The following is a 12,339-nucleotide window of genomic DNA, read 5'->3' as shown; positions in this document are numbered from 1 at the left end:
GGGGCGCTGGAGCGTCGTCGCGGCGAACGGCGCGTCAGCTCACCCTCAAGGGGGTGGTCGGCGGAGTCCGTCGACGAGCAGGTGCAGCAGCGACTCGTAGGTGACCGCCGGGTCGGGGGTGAGCACCGCCCCGCCCAGCTCGAGGCTCACCGCCCCGTGCACCGAGCTCCAGATCAGCTGGGCGGTCTCGGTCGGGTCCTGCTCGCGCAACGCCCCGCGGGCCATCGCGTGGCGCACGTGGTCGACCAGCGCCTCGAAGGCGGCAGCGGCGTACGCGACCAGCTCGTCGGCGCCCTCGGTGGGCAGGGGTCGCCCGCCGAACATCGCCCCGTAGTGCTGCGGCTGGGCCAGCGCGAACCGCCGGTAGTTGCGTCCGCTGGCCAGCAGCCGGGCGATCGGGTCGGGGTCGGCGTCCTCGGTGACCGCGGCGCGCAGCCCGTCGAAGCCGCGGACCAGGACGGCGGCGATCAACCCGTCCTTGCTGCCGAAGCGGTTGTAGACGCCCATCGGCGCCACGCCGGCCTCGGTGGCGACGGCCCGCACGGTCACCGCGCCCAGGCCGTCCCGGACCAGCACCCGCTCGGCCGCGTCGACCAGCGCCTGCTCGACCGCGCGGCTGGGGGTGCGCCCGGCGCCGGACCTGACGTCTGTCACGACCTCATCCTCCTGCACGGATCCTGCTTGCCTCTTGTATAACGTCGTCCTACTGTTCTGGCACGTTGTTCTACAGACCGGAGGCCGCGATGACCACTCCCCCGCCCGCCCTCGCCACCCGTCGGTGGTGGGTGCTCGCCGTGCTCTGCCTGTCCGTGCTGCCGGTCAGCATCGACAACACGATCGTGAACGTCGCGCTGCCGACCATCAGCCGCGAGCTGTCGGCCAGCACCCGGGACCTGCAGTGGGTCGTCGACGGCTACACGCTGGCCTTCGCCGCGCTGCTGCTGCTCGGCGGTGCGCTCGGTGACCGGTTCGGCCGGCGGCGGGTGCTCCAGGCCGGACTGGTCGGCTTCGCCCTGACCTCAGCGCTCGCCTCGGCGGCCACCAGCACCGACCAGCTCATCGCCGGACGGGCCGCGATGGGCGTGGCCGCAGCGGCGATCTACCCGGCCACCCTGGCGCTGCTGGTCACCACGTTCACCGACCGCCGGGAACGGGCCACCGCACTGGGCGTCTGGTCCGCGGGTCACCGGCCTGTCGGTTGCCATCGGCCCGGTGACCGGCGGCCTGCTGCTGGAGCACTTCGCCTGGGGTTCGGTCTTCCTGGTCAACCTGCCGATCGCGGCGGTCGCCCTGGTCGCCGGCCGGCTGGTGGTCCCCGAGGCGCGCGCGGCGCGGGCGCACCGCTTCGACCTGACCGGCGCCGCCGCCTCGGTGCTCGCAATCAGCCTGCTGGTCTGGACGACGATCGAGGCCCCCGGGCACGGCTGGGGATCGGCGACCACGCTGGGCGGCTACGCGGTCGCGGCGCTGGTGCTCGCCGGCTTCGTCGTGCACGAGCTGCGCACCGCCGAGCCGCTGCTGGACGTCCGGCTGTTCCGCGACCCGCGGGTGTCGGTGGGCAGCGGTGCGACCGCGCTCGCCTTCTTCAGCCTGTTCGGGTTCATCTTCATGATCACCCAGTACTTCCAGTCGGTCCGCGGGTACGACACCCTCACCGCCGGCGTGGCGACCCTCCCCTTCGCCACCGTCATCGGCGTCACCGCGCCGCTGGCGATCGTCGCGATGCGGGCGGTGGGCACGAAGCTCGTGGTCGCAGCCGGACTGTTGACCATGGCCGTCGGGTTCGCCGTCGCCACCGGCACCACCTTGGAGTCCGACTACTGGGGCCGGATCGTGATCGCGATGGTGCTCATGGCCGCCGGCCTCGGGCTGGTCACCAGCCCGGCGACCGAGGCGGTGATGGGAGCGCTGCGCGGCGACCAGGCCGGGGCCGGTTCAGCGGTCAACGACACGGTGCGCGAGGTCGGCGGCACCCTCGGCGTCGCCGTGGTGGGCTCGGTGCTGAGCACGGTCTACGGCCCGGCCGCCGTCGACGGGCTCACCGCGGCCGGCGCGCCGGCCCGGGCGGCCGAGAGCGCGGCGGACTCCGTGTTCGCCGGGCTCGCGGTGGCCGGGCAGCTGCCCGGTGGTGCGGTGACGGCGGTCCAGCAGTCGTTCCTGGACGGCGTCGTCGCCGGCTCGTGGGTGTGCGCCGTGGCCAGCGGGGTCGGGGCGGCCGTCGTCCTGGCGTTCCTGCCGGCCCAGCACCGGCTCGCCGAGCCGGCACCCGCGCCGGATCACAGCCCAGGCGTGGACGGCCGGTCGTCGGGCCTGGTCGGTGCGACGGTCGCGACGCCCTCCTCGAGCACCAGGCCCTCGGCGCCGTCGAGCATCGTCTCGCCGCGGAAGAACGCCGGCGCGACCCGGCTGTAGACCACCATCAGCAGCAGCCCCAGCAGCAGGGCGCCGACCCCGACCACGAACACCCCGCCGACGCCGCCGATCACCGTCTCGCCGTAGCCGGGGTCGGCGTACTCGACGCAGGCCAGCACGAAGACGGCGAGCATGAACAGCCCGCCGAGCAGCGGGAGCACCAGGCGCATGACGATGTCCCGCGGGCCGTGCAGCGCCCGGCGGAACTGCCAGGCGCAGGCGAAGCCGGTGAGCCCGTAGTAGAAGGCGATCAGCATCCCGGTGGCGGTGATCGAGTCGATCAGCACGTTCTCGCTGACGACCGTCAGGCCCACGTAGAAGGCGATCGAGACGATCCCCATCCAGACCGTGGAGACCGTGGGCGTGAGGTACCGCGGGTGGATCCGGGCGAAGGACCGGGGCAGTGCGCCGTAGGCGGCCATCGCCAGCGTGCCGCGGGCGGTGGGCAGGATCGTGGTCTGCGTGCACGCCGCCGCCGACGTGAGCACGGAGATGATCAGCAGCGCCTCGAAGGCCCGGCCGAGGACGTCGTCCCCGAAGACCGTCGCGCCCAGGGCGACGAACACGTCCTCGGCGTTGGCCTCGTTGCCCAGCCCGATGCCCTCGGTCCCGACGCCGGCGAAGGCCACGGTCGCCACGGAGACCACCGTGTAGATGCCGACCAGCAGCACCGTGGAGATGATCGCGGCCCGCCCGGGCGACCGGGTCGGGTTGGCGGTCTCCTCGTTGACGGCGACGGCGGAGTCCCAGCCCCAGTAGATGAAGATCGCCAGCAGCACCGCCTCGGTGAGCGCCGGCCAGCCGAGCCCGGAGGGCCACAGCCAGGACAGGGACGGGGTGAGCGAGCCCTCGGGCGCCGTCCCCGCGTACACCTTGACCAGGGCGTACACCGCGAAGGCCACCAGCACGACGCCCTCGACGGACAGCAGCACCCGCTGCAGGCGTGCGGTCGGCTCGATGCCGCGGTAGCAGACCCAGGTCATGACGGCGATCCAGGCGACGCCGGCCACCGTCGTCCAGACGGCGCTCTCCGCCAGCCCGTCGAGCCCGACCAGCCGGTAGCCGTAGGAGCCGGCGATCTGGGCGAGGTTCGCCATCACGATGACGTCGGCGGCGATGATCCCCCAGCCGCCCATCCACCCGGCACGAGGTCCGAAGGCCCGGGCGGCCCAGGTGAACGTCGTCCCGCAGTCGGGCTCGCGCTTGTTGAGCTCCGAGTAGGCGACCGCGGTCAGCCACATCGGCACGAACGCCAGCAGCATGATCGCCGGGGCCTGCACCCCGACGACGATGACGACGAACCCCAGCGTCGCGGCCAGCGCGTAGGCCGGGGCGGTCGAGGAGACGGCCAGGACGATCGAGGAGACCAGTCCCAGGGCGCCGGTCTTGAGGCCCTTGTCGACGGCCGCACCCTCGGCGCGGGGCGGCGCGAGCGGCGCCGGGGACGAACTGGTCATGCCGGAGCCGTGCGCGTGTCCATGGCAGGTGTTATCGCACAACGGGGCGACGGAGCGGACACCGGTGCCCGGTCCGGCGACGTGATCTGCGTCGGGGTGCTTGCCCCAACTCGGTGGCGCGTGACATAACTCCTGCGGCTCAACAGTGAGCGACGAGGCTCCCGGCCCGGATGTCGGGCGACCAGGTGGAGTGGGTGTCAGTGGCAGAGCCCACACACGTCGGCGACCTCGCGGACGACGTCGAGGGCGACCGGCTCCGGGCGCAGCTGGCCATCGACGCCGCGCGGATCGGGACGTTCGACTGGGATCTCCGCAGCGGCCGGCTGGTCTGGGACGACCGGCTGGTCGAGATGTTCGGTTACGACCGGACGAGCTTCGAGCAGAGCATCGAGGCGTTCAACGCCCGCCTGCACCCCGACGACCTGCCCCGGGTGGGCGATGCGCTGCAGGGCGCCATCGACACGTGCGGGGAGTTCGAGGCCGAGTACCGGATCGTCCTGCCCGGCGGGCACACCCGGTGGGTCTCGGCCCGTGGCCGGGCGCTCGGGGGCCCCGACGGGACGTCGGCCCGGCTGATCGGGGTGGCCTACGACGCGACCACCGAGCTCGCCGCCGAGGCGCGGGTGGTGCGCCTCCTGGAGGCGATGCCGGCCGGCTTCTACTCCCTGGACGCCGACTGGCGCTTCGTGCACGTCAACGCCGAGGCCGAGCGGTTGATCGGGCAGAGCCGTGACGACCTGCTGGGCCGGGTCATCTGGGAGGCCTTCCCGGCCGCGGTCGGCAGCACCATCGAGGAGAACTACCGCCGGGCCGTCGCCACCGGTGAACCGGTCGCGTTCGACGCGCACTACCCCGCCCCGCTGAACGGCTGGTACGAGGTGCGTGCCTGGCCGACGCCGGAGGGGCTGTCCGTCTACGCCATCGAGGTCACCGCCCGCCGCGAGGCTCAGGAGCAGGCCGAACGGTCCGCCCGCCGGCTGGCGCTGCTGGCGCAGGTCAGCGCCGAGCTCGCCGGCACCCTGGACGTGCAGTCGGCGACCGCCCGGCTGCCCCGGCTGGTCGTCCCGGCGCTGGCCGACTGGTGCATCGTGACGGTCATCGACGCGCACGGCCAGCCCCGCGACGTCGGCAGCTGGCACGTCGACCCCGCGAGCCGGTCGGTGCTGGAGCGGTACGCCGAGGTGCGGCTGGACGCCATGCCGATCGCCGCGCCGGTGGGCCGCGCTCTGCACGCCGTCGAGGCGGTGTCCTTCGCCGGTGCCGAGGTGCTCGAGCTGCTGCCGCCCGGGCAGGCGCGGGACCTGCTGACCGTGCTGGCGCCCCGGGCCGAGGTGGCCATCCCGCTCCGGGCGCGCGGCCGCACGCTGGGGCTGCTGACCCTGGCCTACGCCGACGGGCACGACGCCACCGAGGCGGACGTCGCGGTGGCCCAGGACGTCGCCGACCGGGCCGGTCTGGCGCTGGACAACGCGCGCCTGTTCGACCAGCAGCAGCAGATGGCCGAGGTGCTGCAACGCAGCCTGCTCACCGATCCGCCGGAGCCCGACCACGCCGAGATCGCGGTGCGCTACCTGCCCGCGGCCGAGGTCGCCCGGGTGGGCGGTGACTGGTACGACGCCTTCCTGCAGCCCGGCGGCTCGACGATGGTGGTCATCGGGGACGTCGTCGGGCACGACACGGCCGCAGCCGCGGCCATGGGCCAGGTGCGCAGCCTGCTGCGCGGCATCGCCGCCTACAGCGACGCCGGGCCGGTGGAGGTCCTCCGCGGGCTGGACTCGGCGATGACGCTGCTCCAGCTGGACACCCTGGCCACCGCCGCGGTGGCCCGGTTCGAGCAGACCGCCGACGAGCTGGAGCGCGGGGTGACCCGGATGATCTGGGCCAACGCGGGGCACCTGCCGCCGCTGGCGCTCAACCCCGACGGCAGCGTCGCGGTGCTCGCCGACTGGAAGGCCGACCTCCTCCTCGGCGTCGACGCCACGGTCGAGCGGACCGAGTCGGTGGTCACCCTGGACCGCGGGTCGACGGTGCTCCTCTACACCGACGGGCTGATCGAACGCCGGGACGCCGACCTGGACACCGGCCTGCTCCGGCTGCGGACCCACCTGACCGAGCTGGCCGACCTCCCGTTGGGCCAGCTGCTGGACGAGCTGATCGAGCGGCTGGTCGACGGCAAGCCCGAGGACGACGTCGCCGTGGTCGCCGTGCGACTGCACCGGCAGGACCGCCCGCGCCCGACGGAGGCCGGCCCCAACCGGGTGCCCGACGTCGTCCCGGACGACCCGGCGGGGCGCTGAGGGCGGGCTGGGGGACCCCCGGCGGGGCACACACGCAGCTGCCGCACCGACATCGGCCTACCGTGGGCCCCACGCCCCGGCCAGACCCTGCCCCGACGAACGAGAGGACCCGACACGTGAACGCACCGCCAGACCAACTGGGTCCGGCCACGTTCCGGCACGACCTGGTCCTGCACAGCTCCGCCGAGGAGCTGGCCGCCGTCGCCGTCCCCTTCCTGCGGGCGGGGCTGGAGGCCGGCGACTCGGCCGTCATCACCATCAACGACCCTGCGGCCGCGATGCTCCGGGACGCACTGGGCGACGACGAGCGGGTGCACGTGGTGCCCCGGCACGAGGTGTACAGAGCCCGCACCCCCACGGCGATCACAGCGGTCCGCCGGCTCGTCGAACGGGAGACCGCCCGCGGCCGTACCCAGTTGCGGGTGGTCGGTGAGACCGACTTCGGCAGGACGCCGCGCGAGTGGCTGGAGTGGCAGCGCTACGAAGCCGTGGTCAACGAGGCGATGCGCTCCTGGCCGAGTTGGGGGCTGTGTGCCTTCAACGTCGAGGAGCTCCCTCCGGAGCTGGTCGAGTGCGGGCTGCGCACGCACACCCACCTGGTCAGCGCCGGCGGCCGCCGACCCAACCCGCACTTCACCGAGCCGGCCGACTACCTGCGCGCCCTGCCGGTCCCGGACGAGCCGCTGGAGGCCACCGAGCCGCTGCTGCAGGTCGTCGACGCCAAGGACTTCGCCGGGCTGCGGCATGCGGTCGGTGCCCGGCTGACGCAGCTGCAGGGCTCCCGGGACGCGCTGGAGGACCTGCACCTGGCGATCGACGAGATGAGCGCGAACGCGGTGCGGCACGGCGGGCCGCCGGTCCAGCTGCGGTTGTGGGCGTCGGCCGACCGGGTGGTCTGCCGGATCAGCGACGGCGGCTCGGGGATGGACGACCCGTTCGCCGGCTACGGTCCCGCGCACGGGGACGACCTCTCCCACGGCGGCATGGGCCTGTGGCTGGCCCGCCAGCTGTGCGACCACGTGGACGTCGTCGACGGGCGGGACGGGCTGTCCGTGCGGTTGACGACGCTGCTGCGCTGACCTGACGCCGCGCGGTGCCCGACCCGGCGTGCAATCGCTCCCGCCCGACCGGACTCCCGGCGCGCCGCTCTCACCAGCGCGTTCCCGCCCTCGGGGCCCCCTAGGCTGACCGCGCGAGGCGGGCACGGGTCCGCGTCCGAGAGGAGTCCGAGTCGTGCGCTTCCCGTCCCCGCGGGGCACCGCAGCGGTGCCCGGCGCCGTCGCGCCCCCGGCCGACGAGCCGGCGACCGTCGCCCCGCGTCCGGCGGCGCCCGCGCGTGCCCGCCGCAAGCCCGAGCAGGACGACAGCATGGCCGCGGCCGCCCAGCAGGCCGGTGTGCTCTCCTCGGCCAGCCGCGAGGTGTCCGGCACCTCCCAGCAGGCCGCCGAGTCGCTGACCGAACTGCGCTCGGCGATCGCGGACATCTCCTCGCGCACCACGCAGGCCTCGGCGGTCGCGGAGGAGGCCGTGCGGGACGCCCGCGCGGTCGACGAGCGGATCGCCGCGCTGCAGGAGGCCAGCGAGTCGATCACCCAGATGGTGCGGTTGATCTCGGCGATCAGCCAGCAGAGCCGGTTCCTGGCGCTCAACGCCTACGTCGAGGCGGCGCGCGCCGGCGACGTGGGCCGGGGCTTCGCCGTGGTGGCCGACGAGGTCAAGGCGCTGGCCAGCCGCACCGCCCAGGCCGCCGAGGACATCGGCGCGCAGATCGAGGCGGTGCAGTCCGAGACCCGGCAGGCGGTCACCGCGATCGGCCGGATCACCGGCACGCTGGGCTCGATCGCCGATGCGCAGGACGCGATCGCCGCCGCCGTCGAGCAGCAGCGCGCCGCCACCGACCGGGTGGTGGACAACGTCGACCGGGCGGCCAGCGGGTCGGCCCGGATCACCCAGGCGGTCGCCGAGCTGGCCGACAGCCAGCGGCTGGTCTACGTCCGGCGCGCGCTGACCCTGGCCGAGGACCTGCTCGACGAGGCCGGCGGCATCGACCTGGGCAGTGGGCACCGGACGGTGACCGTGACCGACCAGGCGACCTCGGCGACGCGCTCCGTCGGGCTGCCCGAGCTGCTGCTCGGCGGGGAGGTGCTGAGCTGGAACGACGACCCGCGGCACCGTTCGGCGCTGGTCGACGACGTGGTGGCCCAGGTCGGCGGTACCTGCACGCTGTTCCAGCGGCTCGACGACGCCGGCGGCATGGTCCGGGTGGCGACCTCGGTGGTGAACCCGCAGGGCCGACGGAACATCGGCACCTGCCTCTCCCCCACCGGCGCCGACGGCAGCCGCAACCCGGTGCTCGCCGCGGTGCTCGACGGACGGGTCTACACCGGCCCGGCCACCGTCGCGGGCAAGCCGTACTTCACCGCTTACACCAGCGTGCGCTCCGCCGCCGGTGCGCTGATCGGCATGCTCTACGTCGGCCTGCCGATCGACGCGTCCTGATCCGGCGGGCGCCCCAGGTCAGCCCAGGGACTCCAGCACGCCCATCGCGGCGGGCCCGACGACGATGATCAGCAGCGCCGGCAGGATGCAGACCATCAGCGGGAAGGTGACCTCGACCGGCACCTTCATCGCCTGCTCCTCGGCGCGCTGCCGACGCTTGACGCGCATCTCGTCGGCCTGCACCCACAGCACGTCGGCGAGCGGGATGCCGTAGGCCTCGGCCTTATTCACCGCACCGACGAACCGCCGCAGGTCCGCGGCCTGGGTGCGGGTGGCGAGCGCCTCGTAGGCGGCGCGCCGCGGTCGGCCGGCGGCGATGTCGTACTGGGTGCGCACCAGCTCATCGGTCAGCGCCCCGCGACCGGTGGCCGCCGCCCGGGCGAAGGCAGCGTCGAAGCCGAGGCCGGCCTCCACGGCGATCATCATCTGGTCGAGCACGTCGGGCAGCTCGCGGCCGATCTGCTCCTGCCGCTCCTGCCCGCGGCCGAGGAGCGCGGCTTCCGGCAGGTGGTGGGCGAGCACGACGGCGGCCAGGACGGCGACCACGCCGGCGGGGCTCGGGGTCTCGACCAGCCAGAGCGCGCCGGCCGCCAGCACCGGCAGCCACAGCTTGGCCCAGAGCAGCCGGGTCATGGTGAAGCCCGCGGGGCGACCCGCGGTGTCGAGCATGCGCCGGATCCGGCGGGCCGAGGACTCGGCGGTCACCCGTGCGGAGCACAGCACCCGCGCCGGTCCGGCGGGCCTCCAGCGTCCCGGCCTCGAAGGCCGGCGCGACGAGCCCGGTGGTCAGGTTCTGCCGCGCGGCGACGGCCGCCCGACCCGGACGGGAGAGCGCCACCTGGGCGGCGAACGCCGCCGGCAGCACCAGAGCCTCAGGGTCACGACGCGGCGCACCCACACGGCGTCGACCATCCTCAGCAGGCCGGCGACCGCGAGCATCGCCAGGCCGGACGTGGTGCTGGTCAGCCGGCCGCCGAGGCGTTCGAACAGGGCCCGGCAGGCGCGGTCCTTGAGCCGGGTGAGGGTGTCCACGGTGCCGGCCGGTCCTGGACGGGCACCAGGCGGACCTCGTCGGTCGTCACGCTCCCCGATCCGCTCGACTGCTCGCCGCGGACCGGGCCAGCCGGTCGGTCGGTCGGTGAGGCTCATCGAACAGCCGCCCGACGGCGGCCCAGCCGGCCGCGGACCGGCGCCGCGACGGGCGGGATCCGGCCGACGAGCGTCTGCAGGCCCCGGGTGACCGGGTCCTTGCCGCCCTTCTGCAGCAGCGGGGCGCCGGTGTTGGTCGACAGCGGGACAGTGGAGTGCCGTGGCAGCACCAGCTCCAGCGGGGCGCCGACGGTCTGCTCCACGTCGGCCAGGTCCAGGCCGCTGCTGCCGCCGTCGCTGTTGTTGAGCACGAGGTGCCGCCGAGCGGGCACCAGGCCCAGCTCACCGAGCACGTCCAGCTCCTTGCCAGGCCCCGGACGCCGGGCACGCCCATGCTGCCCCGCATCACCAGGTCGGTCGCCCGCCCCAGCGCGGTGAGCGTGTGGTCGGTGAGCCCGGGGGCGGTGTCGACCACGACGTAGCGGAACTCCCGGCTGAGCATGTCGACCAACCGGCCGACGTCGGCGGGGGTGACCGCGTCACCGGCCGCCGGCGAGTCGCTGCCGGCGACGACGTGCAGGCCGGTGGAGTGCCGGCTGAGGAAGGTCTTGAGCACCAGCGGGTCGTTGGTCGCCGCGCCGTGCACGGTGTCGGGCAGCGTGTACTCCGGCACCAGTGCGAGTGCGCTGGCGACGTCACCGAACTGCACGTCCAGGTCGACCAGGATGATCGAGCCCGGCTCGGCGGCAGCCAGCCCGACGGCCACCGCCGGTCACGGCAGGAGCAGGACCCAGTCCTCGGTCAACAGAGCCGCGACCAGGGCACCGCCGAGCAGCGCCGGCCCGAACGGCAGCCCGGTCCGGCGCCCCACCCGCCGGGCGGCGAGCAGCGCCAGCCCGACCACGGCCTGCAGCAGGAAGCCGAGGAAGAACCCGACCAGGACGACCGGCCAGCCGAGCCAGCCCAGGTACAGGCCGAGCAGCCCGGCCAGCTTGACGTCGCCCATGCCCAGTCCGCTCGGGGCGGCCAGCGCCATCACCAGCAGCACCGCGAACGCGGCTCCCCCGGCCAGCGCGGCGCGCCCCAGGCTGGACCAGTCGCCGTCGGCCCCGGCGGCGACGGCCAGCAGGGCGAGGCCGCCGAGCAGCCCCGGCAGCAGCACCCGGTTGGGCAGCAGCTGCTCGCGCAGGTCGACGACGGTGAGCAGCAGGCCGACGGCGACGAACCACAGCCACGCGGGCAGCTGCGCCGTCCAGCCGAACCGGAGGGTGACCGCGACGGCGCAGAGCGCCCCGGTCAGTTCCGGCCACGGGGCCCCGATCGCGCGGCCCTGCCGGTCGACGCGGGTCGCGACCGCACCGTCGCCGGCCCCGACCCGACGAGGCGCGACCAGCGCCAGCGCGTCGACGACGCGGCCGGTGACGGCTCCGCCCAGTCCGGCGACCACCGCGACGAACACGACGCTCACGTCAGGCGAGGCGGGGTCCGGTGCAGCACGCCGCACAGGGTGACACGCGGACACCGCTCCCCCGGGCAGGCGCGAGGCGGTCGGCTACGCGCCCTCGCGCCGGACGGCCACCACCAGCCAGCGGTCCTCGGCGTCGTCGACCTCGGTGACGCGCCAGCCGGTGCCGGTGAGCAGCTCCCGGATCCGGGGCTCGCTGCGCACGTCGTCCGGGGTCAGCTCCCGGCCGTGCCGCCGGGCCAGCGCTGCCCGGCCGACCGGGTGGAACAGGCCGAGCCGCGCACCGTCGGCGGCGACCCGGGCCAGCTCCCGCACGCCGGCCTCGGGATCGGGCAGGTGGGAGACCAGCCCGGAGGCGAAGAGGACGTCGAACGACCGTGCCCCGAACGGCAGCCCGGTGACGTCGCCACGCACCAGGTGCGCCAGCTCCCCGCGACCGCGCCGCTGGGCCTCGGCCAGCATCTCGGCGGTCAGGTCGAGGCCGACGAGCAGCCCGGCCCGGCCGGTGGCGGCGCGCAGCACCGGCAGGGCACGCCCGGTGCCGCAGGCGGCGTCGAGGACGGCGTCCCCGGTGCGCACCCCCAGCTCGGCGACGGCCCGCTCGAACCGGGGCCCGTCGTCGGGGAACTTCTCCTCCCAGGCGGCGGCGCGGGAGCCGAAGAACGTCTGGGTGTCGCCGCCGGTCAGTCGGTCTCCTCGGCGGGGGCGGTGTCGCACTGCTCGTCGGTGAGCATGGCCAGCTCCCCGACCAGCGGAGCCGCGTCGGCGGAGCCCAGGACGACGGTGAGGTTCTCCCCCGTCGCCGGCCGGAGCAGCGAGACGGCGCCGAGCGCCTCGGCCAGCTGCCGCACCGGCTCCTCCTGACCCTCCAGGTGCTCGATCGCCGAGTCGGTGACCTCGGCGCTGCTGACCGTGCCGAGGGTGAGCCCGGCGTCGGTGAGGACCCGGGTCACCGCCTCGACCAGGACCGGGTCACCGGTGCCGTCCACCACGTCGACGACGACCGGCTCGAACTCGGTGCCGCACACGGCCGGCTCCGGGCTCGGCTCGGGTGCCGGGACGGGCGCAGGCTCAGGTGCCGGAACGGGCTCCGGCTCGGGCGCCGGGACCGGCGCAGGCT

11 protein-coding genes and 2 pseudogenes are annotated in these 12,339 nt (G+C 74.8%); 5 read left to right on the top strand and 8 right to left on the bottom strand.

The annotated features are described in order from the left end of the window. Window positions 1-45: 45 nt before the first annotated feature. On the bottom strand, window positions 46-654 hold the full coding sequence (locus tag IN07_RS13475) for a TetR/AcrR family transcriptional regulator (protein WP_036336455.1): 609 nt from the start codon (window positions 652-654) through the stop codon (window positions 46-48). Window positions 655-743: 89 nt separating this feature from the next. On the opposite strand from IN07_RS13475, the pseudogene IN07_RS26715 reads away from it, so the two are divergent. Both IN07_RS26715 and IN07_RS26710 read left to right on the top strand, forming a co-directional pair. Further along, window positions 744-1,124 (top strand): annotated as a pseudogene (locus IN07_RS26715) (MFS transporter); the annotation flags it as partial. An 88-nt stretch (window positions 1,125-1,212) separates the two neighbouring features. Beyond that, window positions 1,213-1,920: pseudogene (locus IN07_RS26710) on the top strand (MFS transporter); the annotation flags it as partial. A gap of 356 nt (window positions 1,921-2,276) precedes the next feature. Here IN07_RS26710 and IN07_RS13460 read toward each other — a convergent pair. Then, window positions 2,277-3,869 (bottom strand): APC family permease, encoded by a 1,593-nt coding sequence (locus IN07_RS13460; RefSeq protein ID WP_052091241.1) that lies wholly within the window; start codon window positions 3,867-3,869, stop codon window positions 2,277-2,279. Between the two features lie 200 nt (window positions 3,870-4,069). On the opposite strand from IN07_RS13460, the gene IN07_RS13455 reads away from it, so the two are divergent. From IN07_RS13455 to IN07_RS13445, 3 genes are all read left to right on the top strand, one after another. Continuing rightward, window positions 4,070-6,166, top strand: a complete 2,097-nt coding sequence (locus IN07_RS13455) for a SpoIIE family protein phosphatase (protein ID WP_036336453.1) — start codon at window positions 4,070-4,072, stop codon at window positions 6,164-6,166. Window positions 6,167-6,282: 116 nt separating this feature from the next. Continuing rightward, on the top strand, window positions 6,283-7,245 hold the full coding sequence (locus IN07_RS13450; protein ID WP_036336429.1) for a sensor histidine kinase: 963 nt from the start codon (window positions 6,283-6,285) through the stop codon (window positions 7,243-7,245). A 154-nt stretch (window positions 7,246-7,399) separates the two neighbouring features. Further along, window positions 7,400-8,665 carry a Cache 3/Cache 2 fusion domain-containing protein gene (locus IN07_RS13445; RefSeq protein ID WP_231558345.1) on the top strand — a complete coding sequence of 422 codons (1,266 nt, stop codon included), beginning with the start codon at window positions 7,400-7,402 and terminating at the stop codon, window positions 8,663-8,665. 18 nt (window positions 8,666-8,683) lie between these two features. On the opposite strand, the gene IN07_RS13440 is transcribed toward IN07_RS13445, so the two are convergent. From IN07_RS13440 to IN07_RS13415, 6 genes are all read right to left on the bottom strand, one after another. Beyond that, the gene (locus IN07_RS13440; protein ID WP_156119182.1) at window positions 8,684-9,370 is read right to left on the bottom strand and encodes a type II secretion system F family protein; all 687 of its coding nucleotides are present in this window, start codon (window positions 9,368-9,370) and stop codon (window positions 8,684-8,686) included. An 81-nt stretch (window positions 9,371-9,451) separates the two neighbouring features. Next, window positions 9,452-9,697: a hypothetical protein gene (locus tag IN07_RS13435; protein ID WP_036336428.1), complete on the bottom strand. Its 246-nt coding sequence runs from the start codon at window positions 9,695-9,697 to the stop codon at window positions 9,452-9,454. A 113-nt stretch (window positions 9,698-9,810) separates the two neighbouring features. Beyond that, window positions 9,811-10,107, bottom strand: coding sequence for a P-loop NTPase family protein (locus IN07_RS24030; RefSeq protein WP_052091239.1), 297 nt, complete (start codon window positions 10,105-10,107; stop codon window positions 9,811-9,813). 419 nt (window positions 10,108-10,526) lie between these two features. Further along, window positions 10,527-11,222 carry a prepilin peptidase gene (locus IN07_RS13425; protein WP_036336427.1) on the bottom strand — a complete coding sequence of 232 codons (696 nt, stop codon included), beginning with the start codon at window positions 11,220-11,222 and terminating at the stop codon, window positions 10,527-10,529. An 84-nt stretch (window positions 11,223-11,306) separates the two neighbouring features. Next, complete coding sequence (locus tag IN07_RS13420) at window positions 11,307-11,936, bottom strand: class I SAM-dependent methyltransferase (protein WP_081975397.1); 630 nt, start codon at window positions 11,934-11,936, stop codon at window positions 11,307-11,309. Then, a complete protein-coding gene (locus IN07_RS13415) occupies window positions 11,903-12,247 on the bottom strand; it encodes a LytR C-terminal domain-containing protein (protein WP_036336426.1) in 345 nt (114 codons plus the stop codon). The genes IN07_RS13420 and IN07_RS13415 overlap by 34 nt, the downstream gene beginning before the upstream one ends. Window positions 12,248-12,339: the final 92 nt, after the last annotated feature.

The organism is Modestobacter caceresii, from assembly GCF_000761485.1.
Taxonomy (GTDB): Bacteria; Actinomycetota; Actinomycetes; order Mycobacteriales; family Geodermatophilaceae; genus Modestobacter; species Modestobacter caceresii.
The sequence above is the reverse complement of the archived record's forward strand: the minus strand, read 5'-3'. Positions and strand labels throughout refer to the sequence as shown.

Excerpts from the sequence above, each read along its gene's own strand:
- IN07_RS13460 (WP_052091241.1), bottom strand. The coding sequence starts at position 3,869 with ATGACCAGTTCGTCCCCGGCGCCGCTCGCGCCGCCCCGCGCCGAGGGT.